Origin of the sequence: Faecalibacterium taiwanense (genome assembly GCF_036632915.2) — a bacterium.
Classification (GTDB): Bacteria; Bacillota; Clostridia; order Oscillospirales; family Ruminococcaceae; genus Faecalibacterium; species Faecalibacterium taiwanense.
On record NZ_CP155552.1, the window covers coordinates 1,829,886 to 1,846,588 of the forward strand.

Genomic DNA, 16,703 nt, shown 5'->3' on the forward strand with positions numbered 1-16,703 from the left:
GCGTTATGGGTAAGACAACTGGATTTATCGACTATACGCGCAAAACCAGCACGGATGTTCCGCCGCTGGAACGCATTGAAAACTTTAACGAATTTCACGTCTGGCTCTCCCGCGAGGAGCAGCAGACGCAGGCAGCACGCTGCATGGACTGCGGTGTTCCCTTCTGTCAGGCCGGCATGATGATCGGCGGCATGGCTTCCGGCTGCCCGCTGAATAACCTCATCCCGGAGTGGAACGACCTTGTTTATCATGGCAAGTGGGAGCTGGCCATGCATCGGCTGATGGCCACCAACCGTTTTCCGGAGTTCACCAGCCGGGTGTGCCCTGCCCTGTGTGAAGCAGCCTGCACCTGCGGCGATGTGACCGGCAGCAGCGTGACCGTGCGCGAGAACGAGCACGCCATTATCGAAACGGCTTACGCCAAGGGCTGGCTGCACGCCGCACCGCCGCCCTCCCGCACCGGCAAGAGCGTAGCCGTGGTGGGCAGCGGCCCCTCCGGCCTTTCGGTGGCCGAATACCTGAACAAGCGCGGCCACGCCGTGACTGTGTTCGAGCGTGCAGACCGCGTGGGCGGCCTGCTGATGTACGGCATCCCCAACATGAAGCTGGACAAATCCGTCATCGAGCGCCGCATCAAGATCATGCAGGCTGAGGGCGTGGAGTTCCGCACCAACATGGATGTGGGCGGGGCTGTTGCCGCCGAAGAGCTGCTGAACGGCTACGATGCCGTGGTGCTGTGCTGCGGTGCCAAGAAGGCCCGCGACCTGAATGTGCCCGGCCGCGATGCAAACGGCGTGCACTTTGCCGTGGACTACCTGACCAGCGTGACCAGAAGTCTGCTGGACAGCCAGTTCGCGGACGGCAAGGCCATCGATGCCAAGGGCAAGAATGTTCTGGTGATCGGCGGCGGTGATACCGGCAACGACTGTCAGGGCACGGCCCTGCGGCAGGGCTGCACCGATCTGGTGGCACTGGAAATGATGCCGCAGCCGCCCAAGGAGCGTGCAGCCTCCAACCCGTGGCCGGAGTGGCCCCGTGTGCAGAAGGTGGACTACGGTCAGACCGAGTGCCTTGCAAAGTTCGGCAAGGACCCGCGCGTGTACCAGACCACCGTGAAGGAATTTTTGAAGGATGATGCAGGCAATCTGACCGGTGCTATCATCTCCTACCTGAAGCCGGAGCGGAACCCCGAGACCGGCCGTACCAGCATGGTACCCACCGGTGAAGAATTTACCTACAACTGCCAGCTGGCGTTCATCGCCGCAGGCTTTACCGGCTGCGAAAGCTACGTGGCCGATGCATTTGGTGTGGAGCTGACCGCCCGCGGCAATGTGGCAGACCACAGCTTCAAGACCAACGTGGAAAAGGTGTTCGTTTGCGGCGATATGCGCCGCGGCCAGAGCCTTGTGGTGTGGGGCCTGCGCGAAGGCCGCGACTGCGCCGCCGAGGTAGACCGCTACCTGATGGGCTACACCAACCTCTAACTAAGCCATTCTCTTTCCTATCCTAAACAAGCAGAAGCGGGGGCCTTTGCAAGGCTCCCGCTTCTGCTTTTGTTTTTCAGTCTGTATTGTATTCCGGTTCCGTGGGGGTAGGATCTGTTGTTTCCGGAGGGGCCGGCTCTGTGGTGGTGGGTTCGGTAGCGGCGGGTTCCTCCGGTGTTACCGTGATCTGCACACTGGGGTCTGCCGCAATATACACGGTGATCACCGTGCCCACTTCCACCTTGGTGCCCGGCTCCTCGCTGGTACGCACCACGCAGCCGGATGCATAGGAGCCATCGTTCACCACCATAAAGCAGCTGGCCACAAGGCCCCGCGCTTCCAGTTCCTTTACCGCGCTATCCTGCGTAAAGCCGATGATATTGGGCATCTCGGCCATCTGCGGGCCTTTGCTCACCACCAGCCGTATGGTCTCCCCTGCCTTGAGCACAGTGTCCGCGCTCGGCTCCTGCTGGATGATCTGGCCCGCCGGGGCGGTATCGCTGTATTCCTCGGTGACGTAGAACAGATACATGCTGGTATATTCCCGGTTGTTCTGCACCTGCGTGTAGTCCATGCCAATAAAGTTCGGCACAAGGTTCTGCGGCACCATCACCTCGCTGCTGGCCGGTTCCGACTCCGCAGCCGACGCGGCAGGCTGGTGGATGTGCTGGCTCAGCACGCTCCACAGCGTGAGCAGAATGAGGATGGACAGCAGGATCACGATGCCCGCCAGCAGCGCTTTTAAGCTGAGCAGATGCTCCTTGCGTTCCGGCTCCGGCTGGGCTGTGCGCACCGGAGTCTCCGGCTTCATGGTGCGGGTCAGCTCGGCGGTGTATTCCTTGGAAGAAAGGGCCTGATACAGCTGCGGCACGGTCTGGATGCGCTCCATGGGCCGCAGGCGCAGGCCCAGCTGCAGCACCTGCGAGACGTACAGCGGCAGGCTGCCGTTCACCGATTTTGCGCGTGGGTTGGAGTCTGCCACCATGCGCTGCGCTGCAGGCACCGGGGCCTGCCCGCACACCATGCGGTAGAACACGGCCGCAAGGCTGTATTCATCGGTATAGCGGCCCTCGAACTCTGCGGTGGAATACTGCTCCGGGGCGGAATAGCCTTCGTACAGCTGTTCGTGCAGGCCGCTGCCCGCCGTGCGCAGGCCCACCGTGGCATAGCCTGCCAGACGGCAGCGGTTGTTTTCCATCACGCGGATGTTCTCCGGGCAGATACCGCGGTGCACCAGACCGATCTTGTGCATGGCGGCTACGCCTTCAAACACCGGCTGCAGCATGGCGCAGGCATCGTCCGGGCGGATGGTGCCGGGGTGGTTTTCCAGCCACTGATCCAGCGGGGTGCCGCCCAGATTTTCCAGAATGGCATAAACGCTGTTATTGGCTTCCACCACATCCAGCACGGCTTCCAGGCCATTGGCCGGAGTGATGCGCTGGATGGAGCGGTACAGGTCCGCAAAATCCATACGGGTGGTCTTGAACAGCACCTCACTGCCGGTCTTGGGCCGCAGGGTGCTTTCTGCCGTGCGCTCCGCCGTGAGGGTAATGGGCAGATATTCCTTGATGGTCACCCGGAAACGGCCCAGATTCTCTGCGCCGCGGTAGAGAATGCCCTCGCCGTCGATGCTCAGCATTTCCCCTGCGGTGTAGCGCCCGGCCAGCACGGTGCCCACCGGCAGGGTGCCGCCGGGGTTGCGCCCGGCAAAGCTTTTGCCGCAGTGCGGGCAGCTTTGTGCTGCTCCGGGCAGCGGCTGCAGGCAGTATGGACACAGGCGTGTTGCTTCCATTGTGGTCTCCTTATACCGTTTTGCGCCGCAGCAGGCTCATGGGCGGCAGCTCCGGCGTGGGAATGGTGTATTTTTCCATGGCATGCGGGGTGCTCTCCACCCGTTCACCGGCTTCGTTTTCGATCCACTCAGGGTTCAGCGGAATGCTGCGGCCATCCGGGCAGAGGGCTTCCAGAGTGTCGCCCAGGCTCCACTTGCCGCGCTGCTGGCAGGAGGCAACGCCGTTCTCCCAGCCGTCCACCGTGCCCACAAACTCCCACTCGCGGATGTAAGTAGCGCTGTCGGTGGCCTGTCTGGCCTGCTCGCGGCCAAAGTAGAAGCCCGGCGAGTAATGGCGGTGGCTGGTACGGGTAAGCTCCTCGTACACTTCAGCAGGCAGCTCAAAGTTGTCGTTGAGCGGGTCGGCCAGATAAGCGTCCAGCGCCCTGCGGTAGGCGGCGGTAACGCTTGCCACATAGTAGAAGGTCTTGGCACGGCCCTCGATCTTCAGGCTGTCCACACCGGCCTTGCAGATCAGATCAAGGAAAGGCGCGGTGCACATATCATTGGCGTTGAGGATGTAGCTGCCGTTCTCGTTCTCGCCGATCTCGTACAGCTGTCCCGGACGGGTCTCCTCGCTGAGATAGTATTTCCAGCGGCAGGGCTGGGCGCACTGGCCGCGGTTCGCGTCGCGGCCCGCCATGTAGTTGGAAAGCAGGCATCGGCCCGAAACGCTCATGCACATAGCACCGTGCACAAAGGCTTCAATCTCCAGCTCCGGCGGTGTTTTATCGCGCAGGATCGCAATATCCTGCAGGGACATCTCACGGGCCAGCACCACGCGCTTTGCGCCCATGTTGTAGGCGGCGCGGGCCGCAGCCCAGTTGGTGATGCCTGTCTGGGTGGACATGTGCACATCGATGTCCGGTGCAAAGGTCTTGCAGGCATCCAGCACACCAAGGTCTGCCACGATAAAGGCATCCACACCGGCCTTGGCTGCTTCCTTGATGGCCTCGGGCAGGCGGTCGGCTTCCTCGTTGGTGGGCAGGGTGTTCATGGTCAGGTAGACCTTGCGGCCGCGGGCGTGAGCGTAGATGACACCCTCGGCCAGCTGTTCCGGCGTAAAGTTGGCCGGAGCAGACCGCATTCCAAATTCAGGCAGGCCGCAGTAAACGGCATCGGCACCGTAGTTGATGGCATAGCGCAGGCGTTCCAGATCGCCTGCCGGGGCCAGCAGTTCCGGGATTTGCAGCATAGTTCAAATTCCTCTCATTTTTCCGTATTCACAGTTTTGTTCACTTGTGCTGCCTTCTGGCAGTTTGCGCTGTGTTCGCTCAGGGTGCGGGCATAATAATAGCTGCCCTTGAGGTCGGTCACAAAGAAATAGGCATCCTTGGCCTCCTCATTGGGCTGGGGGGCCAGCGCTGCCTTGATAGCCGCAATGCCGGGGTTCGAGATCGGCCCGGCAGGCAGGCCCTTGCAGCTGTAGGTATCATACGCAGCCACGATATTTTCCGGGATATTATCCCAGCCGCCATAGTAGGGTGCCACCCAGTTCCAGAGGTAATTGTTGTCACTGTCGCTCTGGATATAGCTGGAGGTGTTGCTCTGCAGGCGCGGGTAGGGTGAATCCGCAGCCAGACGGTTGCGGAACACCTGTGCCACGTTCGAGTCCTGACTGTTGCCTGCTTCCTCCTGCACAAAGGATGCCAATGTGATCAGCTGGGGCAGGGTCATATCCTGCTTTTTAAGTTCTGCATACATCTCATCGGTGATCTGTGCATCGAACTGGGCATAGAAGGTGGCTACATAGTTGTGCACGGTGTCGTCCTTTAAGAATTCGTAGGTCTCCGGGAAGAGATAGCCCTCGCACTTCATAAAGCGATCCGGCGCGTCGGCATCGTCCGGCACGTACTGCCAGAAGGTGTATTCGCTGAAATCGCCCTCGTTGGCTTCCTTCAGGAAATCCTCGGCGCTGCACAGCCCGGCGGCTTCCATCTTCTGGGCAATGGCAATGGCCGTGGTTCCCTCTGGGATGGTCACGCGCACCGTTTCGGCCTTGGCGTAGGTGGACAGGACCGCAATAATGGCATCGTAAGAACAGGCGCTCTTCTGCAGGGTAAAATCGCCATACTGCAGCTTTGATGCCGCACCCTTTTGCCCCACATACCAGCGGAACAGATAGGCCGAGCGGATCACACCTGCATCCTTGAGCTTTTGCGCAATGACGGAAACGCCGCTGCCCTGCGGGATGCTCACCGTTACCTCCGTGCCGGGTCTGCCATTGCCGCTGATCTCGTTGTGCGCAAACAGCAGCGCCCCGCCAACGGCCAGCGCCAGCAGTGCCACCAGCACCAGCAGGATCTTCCCTACACCGCCTTTTTTGCGGGTGTTTTTTTCGTGTGCCATAAGCACCTTCCTTTTATCTTAGTTTTCCAGCATCAGGCGCATGTAGCTTTCGGCTACATCAAAGGGTTCGGCATCAAAGCGGATCATGCCGTAGTCCTGCCGGGTGCCCTCGCCGAGGAACAGCGGCTGGGATGCGCCCACGGTAATGACCGCCTTTTCCACGATGACTTCCTTTTCGCGGGCGGCTTCCATCAGTACTTCGGCGGCGCGGTCATTGTCGGCCTGCAGCTCCACAAAGTAAAGCGTATCCTCCTTGCGGAAATAAATACCATAGCCGTGGGCGCTGGAAACGATGGTGGCACCGGAGGAGTACAGATCTCCCAGCACCACGGCCATGCGCTCCGGGGTCAGCTGCACGGTATCGGGCCAGAAGCGCTCCCGCAGCTCACACAGCTTTTTGGCGGTGACGGAATCAAACTCCGCCTGGCTCCACAGGTTGCGCTCCACCTCGCGGGGAAGACAGCGCAGGGCGAAGGCCCATGCAAAGCCCTTATCCTGCAGCAGTGCGGCCTGCTCCGGGCTGGTGGGCACCGCCACCGTAAAGCCCGCGCCGCGCAGCTTCTGCTGGGCACACAGATAGTCCACAAGGCCCGCCAGGATCAGGCTGCCCTCGCCGCACAGACCGTACAGGTAGGTGCCGCTGCGGCCCTGCAGCGTGACCGGCACAGCCAGCGCCACCGCAGCGATCTCATCATTTTCCTCGGCCACATAGACGTTCTGCTCGCCTGCAAACTGCTCAATGGCCTTTTTGGCAAATTCTTCTGATTCATTACGCTGGCTCTGCCACAAAGCCAGCACTGCCGGTTTATCTTCCGGCTGCATCAAACGATACATCTGTCAGGATGCCCCCTCTTATCGAAAATTATGTCAGCTGCTTCAACACGATCTCCTGCACTTCGGCCTGAATGTCTTCGATGCTGCGCATGTTGTCCCCGCTGGTGCAATGCACGACGGCCCAGCCAAGGTGCGCGGCACAATACTCGGCGGCGCAGCGGCTGCGGGCAAGATACTCGGTATCCTTCTCGTGCACATCCTTCCTGCTCTCATCGCCGTGGTAACGCTGGGTCATAAGCTTCTGGCTCACGGCGGGGTCCACCTGTAAGTAGATCACCTCATCCGGCGCAGGCAGGCCCAGCAGATGGAACTCAAAATCAAACAGCCAGCCGAGAAAACTCTCCCACTGCTCCGGCGGAAGCTTGGAGCACTGGTGCACCGCGTTGGAGGTGGTGTAGCGGTCGGCAATGATGATGCCGCCATTCTCGTAAAAACTGCCCCAGTCCTTTTTGTAGCTGGCATAGCGGTCCACCGCATAAAAGCTGGAGGCTGCATAGGCGTTTACATCGTCCGGGTGCTGGCCGAACTGCCCGGCCAGATACATTTTTACAAGGGCGCTGGAGTCACTGCCGTAGTCCGGGAAGCTCACCTCGCGCACCGCAAGGCCCTGTGCAACCAGATACCCGGCCAGCAGCTTTGCCTGCGTGGCCTTGCCGCTGCCGTCCAGTCCTTCAATGGCGATCAGTTTTCCCTTGCTCATACGCCTGCAGCCTCCTTGATGGATGCATATTTTGCGCGCACCTCAGCGGTTTTGCCGCAGCACATTTTCCCTCCGGGCAGGGGCCGCTCACACAGGCCGGGCCGGACTTTGCAAAGATATGCGGTGCCACCGGGTACACCAGCTCAAACATTTTTTCGGCCAGCTCCCGGATCTCCCACTGGGCGCGGTTGCAGCAGCGCAGGTGGAAAAAGTTCTGCAGGCTGCGGGCATTCATGGTGACCACCATCTTGGTCTCGCAGGCGTTGGGCAGTACAAAGCGGGCATCCTCGTTGGCCTGCTTGCTGGCCTTGGCGCGGGCCTGCTTTTCCGGCATTCCTTCAGCCATCAGGCGGGCGGTGTGGCCTTCTTCCAGCTTGTGGGCAAGGTCGAGGTAGCGCTTTGCGTCCTCTTCCATGCTGGCAAGGAAAGCTTCCTTTGCTTCCGGGATGGCTTCGATCTCAGGCGGTACCACATAGCGGAAATCGTCCAGCCGCACATAGCGCTGGCTCTGCACACTGAAGGATGCAATGCGGTGGCGGGTGATCTGCGCCAGCAAAGTGCGGCTGACCCCCTCGATGCCAAAGGTGAAGCTGGCATGTTCAATGGGGCTGGCATGGCCCAGATCGCTGAGCATGGTCAGGAACTTCGCGGTCTTTTCCTCGGTCAGGCCGTCCAGCAGGTCGGTGATGTGCGCATCGGAATAGCAGAGCTTTGCCGCTGCAGCCACCACCTTTTCCGGTTCCGGGGTATGTGCAATCAAACGAACAGTCATCATAAGTGTGTTATTCCTCCGCAGTGATTTTGGTCAGGGGCGCAAAATTGGCCATGGTCTTTTTGATGCCCACCTTTTCAAAGTTGATCTCCACGATCTGATCTCCGGCGGCAGGCTTCACAGCCACTACCTGACCGCGTCCGAACACCTTGTGCTCCACAAGATCGCCCGGCTCATAGTGTTTTGCGCCTTTTGCATCGGTTTTTGCTGCCGGTGTGCCTGTAAAGGAGATTTGCTTTTCAGGTTTTTTCTGCGTTGTTCCGTCAGAATATGCAGGACTGTAGCCAGAACCATATCCAGTACCTGCGCCGCTGCGGCCATAGCCGGAACCATATCCGCTCTGGCTCTGGCCCCGGTTTGCATAGGCCGAGCCAAAGCCGCGGCCCTCGCCCGCGTTGTATTCGCGGTTCAGGTAGCCGCTGCGATTGCTATAGCCGCTTCCGTAACCGCCCGAACCGTACCCACTGGCGCTGCGGCCCCATCCGGACGGCCCGGAGTAACCGGACGCACCACCGGGCACCGTATCACGATAGCTGTCGCCCCAGCCGCCAAAGCGGGAGCGCTGTTCCAGTACCGGGCTGCGGGTCTCCTCGATATACTCCGGCTCGATCTCCCGCAAAAAGCGGCTCGGCTCGTTGCGCTGGGTGCGGCCATACAGCATCCGGGAAACGCTGTTGGAGATGTACAGCTCCTTCTTGGCGCGGGTGATGCCCACGTAGGCAAGGCGGCGCTCCTCTTCCAGATCGGCCTCGGAATACTTGCTCATCTCGCTGGGGAACACGCCCTCCTCCATGCCAATCAGGAACACATACGGAAACTCCAGACCCTTGGCGGAGTGGATGGTCATGAGCACCACCTGATCGGCGCTCTCGTTATAGCTGTCGATATCGCTGATGAGGGCGATATCTTCCAGATAGCCTTCCAGCGTGGCTTCCTCACCGTGCTGGTCGCAGTAGTTCTTGACGTTGTTCACCAGCTGACCAAGGTTCTGCAGGCGGTCAGCCGCATCCTCGTGGCCCTTGGCTGCATCGGCTTCCAGCATGGCCTTATAGCCGGTCAGCTCGATCACATCGGCTGCAAACTCGTCCAGCGTGCGGGTCTCCAGAGAGTCCTGTAGGCGCTGATAGATCTGCCAGAACTTGAGCAGCGGCATTACGGCGCGGCTGAGCTTTGCATATTGGTCGGCATGGCCGATGATGTCCAGCATGCTCACGCCCTCCTGCGCGGCCAGATCGGCAATGACCTCCACGGTGGTGGCACCGATCTTGCGGGCAGGCTCGTTGATGATGCGGCGCAGGCGCACATCATCGCGGGGGTTCGCCACGATGGACATGTAGGAATGGATATCCTTGACCTCTTTGCGGTCGTTGAAGCGCTGGCCGCCCACGATCTTGTGGGGGATGCCTGCACGGGTAAAGTAGCTTTCGATGGGGGCCGATTGGGCGTTCATGCGGTAGAGGATGGCGTGGTCGGCCAGATGTCCGCCCTCTTTCAGGTGCTGGCCGATCACATCCGCGATGTGGCTGGCCTCGTCCTGCTCGTTCTCGGCGGTGTACACCTGCACCTTGTCGCCCTCGCCATTGCTGGTCCACAGGGTTTTGCCCTTGCGCTCGGTGTTGTGCTGAATGACACAGTTCGCAGCGTTCAGGATATTGGACGTAGAGCGGTAGTTTTGTTCCAGACGGATGGTCTTGGTGCCCGGGTAAATACGCTCGAAATTAAGGATGTTCTCAATGGTAGCGCCGCGGAAGCGGTAGATGCTCTGGTCATCATCGCCCACCACGCAGATGTTCTTTTCCGGGCCGGTGAGGAGGCTCACCAGACGGAACTGCGCCACACTGGTGTCCTGATACTCGTCCACCAGCAGATAGCGGTATTTGTTCTGGTAAAAATCCCGCACATCCTTGTGCTCGGCCAGCAGCTGCACAGTCTGGTAGATCAGGTCGTCAAAGTCGAATGCTCCGGCTTCCTTCAGGCGCTTTTCGTAGGCCGCGTAGATGCGGGCCGTCAGCGCGCCTTTGGTATCTTTTGCGGGGTTGGCAAGGGCCTGTTCCGGGCTGACAAGCTGATCCTTCCATCGGCTCATCTGGTTGATCGCAGCCTTGATGGGCAGGAACTTATCGTCCACATTCAGGTCTTTGTAGACAGCCTTCATCACGCGCTGGGAATCATCGGTATCGTAGATGGTAAAGCTGCGCGGATAGCCGATCTCCTCCGCCCAGCGGCGCAGGATGCGCACACAGGCCGAGTGGAAGGTGGAAGCGAACACTTCGTCGCCCTCCTCGCCGCCCAGCATCCGGCGCAGACGTTCCTTCAGCTCCCCTGCTGCCTTGTTGGTAAAGGTGATGGCCATCACGTTCCAGCTGCGCACAGCGTTCTGGCGCAGCATCCCGTCCAGCCAGCTGGGGGCGGCAGTGCCGGTCATGATGGCGTTGCGCAGAGCCTTGATATCGTCCTCCGTGGCCGGGCGCGGTGTCTGTTTGGAGCCGTGGGCCGAGCCGAACCGGATGAGGTTTGCAATGCGGTTTACCAGCACGGTGGTCTTGCCGCTGCCTGCACCAGCAAGGATGAGCAGCGGGCCATCGGTGGTAAACACTGCCTGCCGCTGCATATCGTTCAGGCGACCAAACTGTTTTTCGATATAGGTATCGCGCAGAGCGCAGAATTCCTGTGTGAGATCTGTTGCCATGGTTTCCCCTGTTCCTTTTATGTTTATACTATCAAAATACAGTATACCACATTTCAAAACGATTGAGAATAGCCGCCGCGTTCGCTCTGGCTATTTTCAGCGGAAAAAATATTTTTATAATTTATAACTCCGAAAAGCCTGCGGGCTTTTCGGAGTTACTTTTTCACGAAAGAGGTCGTAGAGAAAAATTGCATCTGATAAAACAGCAGCCGTTTTTCGTTACGGCCTTTTTGTGAAAATGTGTTTGGAGCAGCCCGCAGGCTGCGACAAACACGAAATAAATAATATAATTTCCTTATTTTATGCCCAAAGCAAACGCGGCGGGCATTTCAAATCGTAAAACAAAAACCGCCCGGCAGCTCTTGCGAACCGACGGGCGGAAAAAATGCTTTTCAGAAAGCGCTTAGCTGAAAATGTTGATCAGGATACCAGCAGCAACGGCAGAGCCGATAACACCGGCCACGTTGGGGCCCATTGCGTGCATCAGCAGGAAGTTGGAGGGATTCTCGCTCTGGCCAACCTTCTGGGAAACGCGAGCGGCCATAGGCACAGCGGAAACGCCTGCGGAACCGATCAGCGGGTTCACCTGACCGCCGGTCAGCACATACATCAGCTTGCCGAACAGCACACCTGCGGCAGTGCCGAAGGAGAATGCGATCAGGCCCAGCACGATGATGAACAGGGTGCGGGTGTTCAGGAAGGTGTTTGCAGAGGTGGTGCAGCCAACGGACAGTGCCAGGAAGATGGTGATGATGTTCATCAGCTCATTGCCGGCAGTCTTCTGGATGCGATCCACCACGCCGCACTCCTTCATCAGGTTGCCCAGCATCAGCATACCCACCAGAACGGCGGCATCCGGAACGATCAGGGAAACGATGATGGTGACCATGATGGGGAAGATGACCCTCTCGGTCTTGGAGACGGTGCGCAGCTGCTTCATCACGACGGTACGTTCCTTCTTGGTGGTCAGTGCCTTCATGATGGGCGGCTGGATCACGGGCACCAGCGCCATGTAACTGTAGGCCGCCACAGCGATGGAGCCCAGCAGCTCAGGTGCCAGACGGGAGGTAACGAAGATAGCGGTAGGACCGTCTGCACCGCCGATGATGGCGATAGCAGCGGACTGCTTCTGGGTGAAGTCCACCAGACCGGTAGCGGTCAGCAGACGAGCGCCCATGTAAGTACCGAAGATGCCGAACTGAGCGGCAGCGCCCAGCAGCAGGCTCTTGGGGTTGGAGATCAGGGGTGCGAAGTCGGTCATGGTGCCGATGCCCAGGAAGATCAGCGGCGGGTAGATGCCCAGCTTAACGCCCATGTAGAGCATATCGGCCAGACCACCGTTGTTCAGGATCTCCACCCACATGGGGTGTTCCAGACCGTCACCGACGAAATATTGCATGTGGATAACGCCGCTGCCGGGCAGGTTTGCCAGGATCATGCCGAATGCCATGGGCAGCAGGATCAGCGGCTCAAACTCTTTGACGATGGCCAGGTACAGCAAAAAGCAGCCCACGCAGATCATAACTGCGTACAGGTAGCCGCCCGGCTCGCCAAACTTCGCAAAGCCGGAGCTTTGGAAAATACCGACCAGAGTATCAATAAACTGTGTCATGCTCTTCCTCCTCTGTTAAAACGGTGCGGTGGTGTCGTTTACACCCGCATTGCCCCAGCCGTTCTTGCTGCGGCGCACAGCCTTGAGGGTGTACTTGCCGTTGCCCATTGCATGGATTGCTGCCATAATGGCGGCGATCACATCACCGCGAATGCCCTCTTCCACCTGAGGAGCGGGAGCAGCTGCGGCCTGCTGCACGGGTGCAGCGGGCTGTACAGCGGGAGCCTTGGCGGCTTCCTTGGCAGCCTTCTTCTTTGCGTTCATCGAATCGAAGATCTTGCCTTCCAGCGTGATAATCGCCATCAGCAGGATAAGGATCAAGAACACCAGTACGATGCCGGTAATGGTAACGACCACGTCAAAACCTAAATCCATGGTTTTCCTCCTGTTTCTTGTATACTGCGTCCGATACAAGATCGTCAGCAGAAAATCAATTTGGGTACATTATACCTTATTTTCCAATTTATTTCAACAAAAATAGATATTTTTTCTTTTTGGCGCTTTTGTTCAGATTCATGGATAAATGGTGCAGCTTTGGTCATCTGCGGCCAATGCGGGGCGTTGCATCCAAAAAGCCGGTTTCCAGCTTGTCGTTCAGGCCAAGGCTCATGGCAGTGCCCAGTGCCACACAGTTGACGGGATCGGGCGAAACCGTCACCTCCACCTTCAGCTCTTCGCTCAGGTATTCGGTAAGGCCGTGCAGCTGTGCACCGCCGCCGGTCAGCATGACACCATTGCGGAAGATATCGCCTGCCAGTTCCGGAGGGGTCTTTTCCAGCACCTGATGGGCTGCGGTGCCGATCTGCTCGCTGAGCATCATGACCGGGTCGTACAGGTCGTCAGTGGAAACATTCACACGCACCGGCAGGCCGGTGAGCAGGCTGCGGCCCTTGATCTCCATGGTCTCGTGGAAATCAGTCTTCTGGGGGCAGCAGGCCACGTTCTTTTTCAGCTCTTCGGCGGTGCGCTGGCCAATGGCAACGCTGTACTTGTTGCGCACGAACTTGAGGATCTCTTCGTCGTAGTGGTTGCCGGCCACGCGCACGCTGGTGGCCTTGACCTTGCCGCCCAGAGAAAGCACTGCAATATCGGTGGTGCCGCCGCCGATATCAATGATCATGCGGCCCTCCGGCTGGGTGATGTCGATGCCGGAGCCAAGGGCAGCGGCAATGGGTTCGTCGATCAGGTACACCTGACGGGCACCGGCGGCCACCACAGCCTCCACCACGGCATCGCTTTCAATGCCGGTAATGGCGGCGGGCACACAGACGGCCACACGGGGCTTGACCATGTGGGAGCTGTACACCTGCTTGACAAAACGGCAGATCAGCTCACGGGTCATGGTATGGTCACTGATCACACCGTCCTTCAGCGGGAAGATGGCAGAAATATAGTTCGGGGTGCGGCCCACCATAGCAAGGGCCTTATCGCCTGCTTCCAGCACGGTCTTCTTGCGGGTATCCATTGCCACAACGCTGGGCTGGTTGAGCACAACGCCCTTGCCCTCCTGCGCAATGATAATGGTAGTGGTACCAAGATCGATACCGATATCGTTCTGTGCCATAAGTTCTCTTTTTCCTTTCTTTGGTTCCTCTATCGAAACAACGGCCTGTTGATGCAGGCCGGAAATCATACCAGTCTACAGTATAGCATAGTTGCCGTAAAAAGTATACCGGTTTTGACGCAATGCAGCATTGGCACCGTTCACTCCGTCCCGCCTGCGCTCGCCAGACCACCAGCGTGAGAAGTCCTCGCACTTCCCGTCGGGCTTTTCTGTCGATTTTAGTCGCAGCCTACACTTTAGACATGGCTTCGCGCATCTTGCCGGAGCGAACGGTGCCGATGCCATCAGGACGGCAGATAGTTTCTCCAGCGAATGACCGGGAAGTGGGGCCCCGATACGAAGTATTGGGGCGGAACCGTGGGTTCCGGGCTGTTCGCGGAGAAAGCTATCTGCTGGCCTGCCCTATTCTGCTTCCGTCTGTTCCGGCGGCAGCTCTGCCTGCAAAAGATAGGCAAGGCCGCTGTAGCGCAGGTTCTGGCGGATGTTGCCCATCATGCGGTTCACAACGTCCCTGCGGCCCGCCACGATGCACAGCTTCCGTGCACGGGTAACGCCGGTGTAGAACAGGTTGCGGTAGCACAGCCGCGGCGGCACCTGCGCCACCGGCAGGATCACCGCCGGGAACTCGCTGCCCTGACTTTTGTGTACCGTGATGGCATAGGCGATCTCCAGCTCGCCCAGGTTCTCTGCCGGGTAGACCAGCCGCTTGTCATCCATGCGCACCACCATGGAGCGATCCCGCGTGTTGATGCTCTCCACAATGCCGATGTCGCCATTGTAGGCACCCACGCCCTGCTCCCCGCCAATGCGGTTCCAGATGATCTCGTAATTATTGCGCACCTGCATCACCTTATCGCCCACGCGGAACACCCGGGCGGCGCTTTGCAGCTGGGGCTTGCCCGTCTGTTCCGGATTCAGCAGGTTCTGCAGTTCCACATTCAGTGCCTGTGTGCCGGTAGGGCCAAGCTTGGTGGGGCACAGCACCTGAATGTCCCGGATCGGATCGAAGCCGTAGCTGCGCGGCAGGCGGGTGGTGACCAGATCACACACCAACCGCTGGGCCGCATCGCCGTCCGATTCCAAAAAGAAGAAGTCGTCGGTCTTACCGCCCTTCTGCAGCGGTTCACCTGAGATGATGTGGTGGGCGTTCTCCACGATCAGGCTGCGCTTTGCCTGCCGGAAGATCTCGTTCAGGCACACGGTGGGCACCAGCCCGGAGCGGATGATCTCGCCCAGAATATTGCCGGGGCCGACGCTGGGCAGCTGGTCGGCATCACCTACCATGATAATGCGGCAGCTGTAGCGCAGCGCTGCGATCAGGGCCTGAAACAGCTTCACATCCACCATGCTCATTTCGTCCAGAATGACCACATCGCACTTGAGCAGGTTCTTGTCGTTGTGGATAAAGCTGACCACGCCGCCGGTGTAGTCCACCTCCAAAAGACGGTGGATGGTGCTGGCCTTGCGGCCGGTCAGCTCACTCAGCCGTTTAGCCGCGCGGCCGGTGGGCGCACACAGGGCCACCCGTTCCGCCTGATCTTCCAGCAGCTGCAGAATGGCGTTGACGGTGGTGGTCTTGCCGGTGCCGGGGCCGCCGGTGAGCACAAGGCAGTTCTCGGTCATGGCTTTGCGGATGGCTTCCTTCTGCAGGGGCGCATAGGCAAAGCCCTGCGTCAGTTCCAGAATTTGAATGTTTTTATCCAGCCCGTGGGCGGTATTCTTGCCCCGTTTTGTCAGCATGGCAAGCCGGGCAGCAATGTCCTCCTCGGCTTCCAGCAGGTCGGGCAGATAAATATACGGTGTGCCGTCAAACAGCTTCACCCGCAGTTCTTCGGTGCGGATGCACTCGTCCAGCGCAGCAGCCAGCTTTTCCGGCGGCTGATGGATAAAATTGGATGCCGTTTCCAGCAGCTGGGTGCGCGGCAGGCAGGTGTGGCCGTTGCCCGCGTTGTGGCGCAGGGTGCGCAGCAGGGCCGCTTCCAGCCGCTGGGCGCAGTCGCCTTCCATGTGGTAATACTGGGCAATGCTGTCCGCGTGGCGGAAATCCAGCTGCAGCGGTTCGCCGCAGAGCAGATAGGGATTTGCCGCAATGGCCTGCATGGCCCCTGGGCCGAAGGTGCGGAACACCTCCATCGCGCGGCGCGGGCTGATCTCGAACTGCGCCAGATAGGCGATCAGCTCCCGCATCCCAAACATCCGCTTGAACTCCTGCTGGATGCGGTCGGCCTTGTCCGCCGAGATGCCGGGCACCTGCGTGAGCCGGGCCGGGTCGTTGGCGATCACCTCAAGCGCCTGGGCACCGAACAGGTCGATGATCTTATCCGCCGTCTTGGCCCCGATGTACGGCAGTGACCGGCTGGCAAGGAAGGCGTACACCGCTTCCAGATCCTTGGGCATGTCGGTCTCGCACTCCTGTGCGTGGAACTGGCGGCCATAGGTGGCGTGGTTCTCGTAGCGGCCGCGGCAGACCACGCTTTCGCCCGCGTGCAGTTCACCCACAATGCCGCACACCACTGTGACCACACCGCCGCCGGACACCTCGAACACCATATAGCCGTTGTCGGTGTTCTCGTAGATGATGTCCTCCACGGTGCCCTCGATCTGTTCCAGCTGCTGCTCTGCCATGCGCTCACCTCCTGCCAAATTACACAATCATAAGTAGTATAACGCTTTTGGCGGGATTTGTAAATCATCCGGGCAGACTGCAGTGCAGCCCTACCGTGGAGAAATATGTGCGCAAGTTTAAAATTATAAGCATACATACGTTCTATTTTGATTGTTTATCAGGTTGCGCAAGTTCCTCTTCGTGCGCAAGTTCAAACTTATGCAGCCTTTGGAACTTACGCAGCTTGATAAAGTTCGTTTTCA

11 protein-coding genes and 1 pseudogene are annotated in these 16,703 nt (G+C 59.2%); 1 reads left to right on the plus strand and 11 read right to left on the minus strand.

Going from position 1 to position 16,703, the window contains the following annotated elements:
* Positions 1-5 precede the first annotated feature (5 nt).
* The gene (locus tag PXT33_RS09155; RefSeq protein ID WP_332376388.1) at positions 6-1,484 is read left to right on the plus strand and encodes a glutamate synthase subunit beta; all 1,479 of its coding nucleotides are present in this window, start codon (positions 6-8) and stop codon (positions 1,482-1,484) included.
* Between the two features lie 76 nt (positions 1,485-1,560).
* Here the strand turns inward: PXT33_RS09155 and PXT33_RS09160 are convergent, their stop codons facing one another.
* The 11 genes and pseudogenes from PXT33_RS09160 to PXT33_RS09210 form a co-directional block, all read right to left on the minus strand.
* A complete protein-coding gene (locus PXT33_RS09160; RefSeq protein WP_332376389.1) occupies positions 1,561-3,276 on the minus strand; it encodes a PASTA domain-containing protein in 1,716 nt (571 codons plus the stop codon).
* A 10-nt stretch (positions 3,277-3,286) separates the two neighbouring features.
* The gene (locus tag PXT33_RS09165; protein WP_097782215.1) at positions 3,287-4,510 is read right to left on the minus strand and encodes a U32 family peptidase; all 1,224 of its coding nucleotides are present in this window, start codon (positions 4,508-4,510) and stop codon (positions 3,287-3,289) included.
* 14 nt (positions 4,511-4,524) lie between these two features.
* Positions 4,525-5,664: an endolytic transglycosylase MltG gene (gene mltG, locus PXT33_RS09170; RefSeq protein WP_332376390.1), complete on the minus strand. Its 1,140-nt coding sequence runs from the start codon at positions 5,662-5,664 to the stop codon at positions 4,525-4,527.
* A gap of 18 nt (positions 5,665-5,682) precedes the next feature.
* On the minus strand, positions 5,683-6,498 hold the full coding sequence (locus PXT33_RS09175) for a hypothetical protein (protein ID WP_097775434.1): 816 nt from the start codon (positions 6,496-6,498) through the stop codon (positions 5,683-5,685).
* Positions 6,499-6,526: 28 nt separating this feature from the next.
* A complete protein-coding gene (locus PXT33_RS09180) occupies positions 6,527-7,198 on the minus strand; it encodes a thymidylate kinase (protein WP_332376392.1) in 672 nt (223 codons plus the stop codon).
* Positions 7,195-7,973, minus strand: a pseudogene (gene thyX, locus PXT33_RS09185) (FAD-dependent thymidylate synthase). The gene PXT33_RS09180 and the pseudogene thyX overlap by 4 nt, the downstream one beginning before the upstream one ends.
* A 7-nt stretch (positions 7,974-7,980) precedes the next feature.
* On the minus strand, positions 7,981-10,659 hold the full coding sequence (locus PXT33_RS09190) for a UvrD-helicase domain-containing protein (protein ID WP_332376394.1): 2,679 nt from the start codon (positions 10,657-10,659) through the stop codon (positions 7,981-7,983).
* 403 nt (positions 10,660-11,062) lie between these two features.
* A complete protein-coding gene (locus PXT33_RS09195; RefSeq protein ID WP_154256136.1) occupies positions 11,063-12,271 on the minus strand; it encodes a sodium ion-translocating decarboxylase subunit beta in 1,209 nt (402 codons plus the stop codon).
* A 15-nt stretch (positions 12,272-12,286) separates the two neighbouring features.
* On the minus strand, positions 12,287-12,646 hold the full coding sequence (locus tag PXT33_RS09200) for an OadG family transporter subunit (RefSeq protein ID WP_332376395.1): 360 nt from the start codon (positions 12,644-12,646) through the stop codon (positions 12,287-12,289).
* Positions 12,647-12,809: 163 nt separating this feature from the next.
* Positions 12,810-13,835: a rod shape-determining protein gene (locus tag PXT33_RS09205; RefSeq protein ID WP_005941460.1), complete on the minus strand. Its 1,026-nt coding sequence runs from the start codon at positions 13,833-13,835 to the stop codon at positions 12,810-12,812.
* A 402-nt stretch (positions 13,836-14,237) separates the two neighbouring features.
* Positions 14,238-16,460 carry an ATP-dependent RecD-like DNA helicase gene (locus tag PXT33_RS09210; protein WP_332376398.1) on the minus strand — a complete coding sequence of 741 codons (2,223 nt, stop codon included), beginning with the start codon at positions 16,458-16,460 and terminating at the stop codon, positions 14,238-14,240.
* Positions 16,461-16,703: the final 243 nt, after the last annotated feature.

Coding starts and splice junctions, on each gene's coding strand:
- PXT33_RS09155 (WP_332376388.1), top strand. CDS start 6: ATGGGTAAGACAACTGGATTTATCGACTATACGCGCAAAACCAGCACG.
- PXT33_RS09160 (WP_332376389.1), bottom strand. CDS start 3,276: ATGGAAGCAACACGCCTGTGTCCATACTGCCTGCAGCCGCTGCCCGGA.
- PXT33_RS09165 (WP_097782215.1), bottom strand. CDS start 4,510: ATGCTGCAAATCCCGGAACTGCTGGCCCCGGCAGGCGATCTGGAACGC.
- mltG (WP_332376390.1), bottom strand. CDS start 5,664: ATGGCACACGAAAAAAACACCCGCAAAAAAGGCGGTGTAGGGAAGATC.
- PXT33_RS09175 (WP_097775434.1), bottom strand. CDS start 6,498: ATGTATCGTTTGATGCAGCCGGAAGATAAACCGGCAGTGCTGGCTTTG.
- PXT33_RS09180 (WP_332376392.1), bottom strand. CDS start 7,198: ATGAGCAAGGGAAAACTGATCGCCATTGAAGGACTGGACGGCAGCGGC.
- PXT33_RS09190 (WP_332376394.1), bottom strand. CDS start 10,659: ATGGCAACAGATCTCACACAGGAATTCTGCGCTCTGCGCGATACCTAT.
- PXT33_RS09195 (WP_154256136.1), bottom strand. CDS start 12,271: ATGACACAGTTTATTGATACTCTGGTCGGTATTTTCCAAAGCTCCGGC.
- PXT33_RS09200 (WP_332376395.1), bottom strand. CDS start 12,646: ATGGATTTAGGTTTTGACGTGGTCGTTACCATTACCGGCATCGTACTG.
- PXT33_RS09205 (WP_005941460.1), bottom strand. CDS start 13,835: ATGGCACAGAACGATATCGGTATCGATCTTGGTACCACTACCATTATC.
- PXT33_RS09210 (WP_332376398.1), bottom strand. CDS start 16,460: ATGGCAGAGCAGCAGCTGGAACAGATCGAGGGCACCGTGGAGGACATC.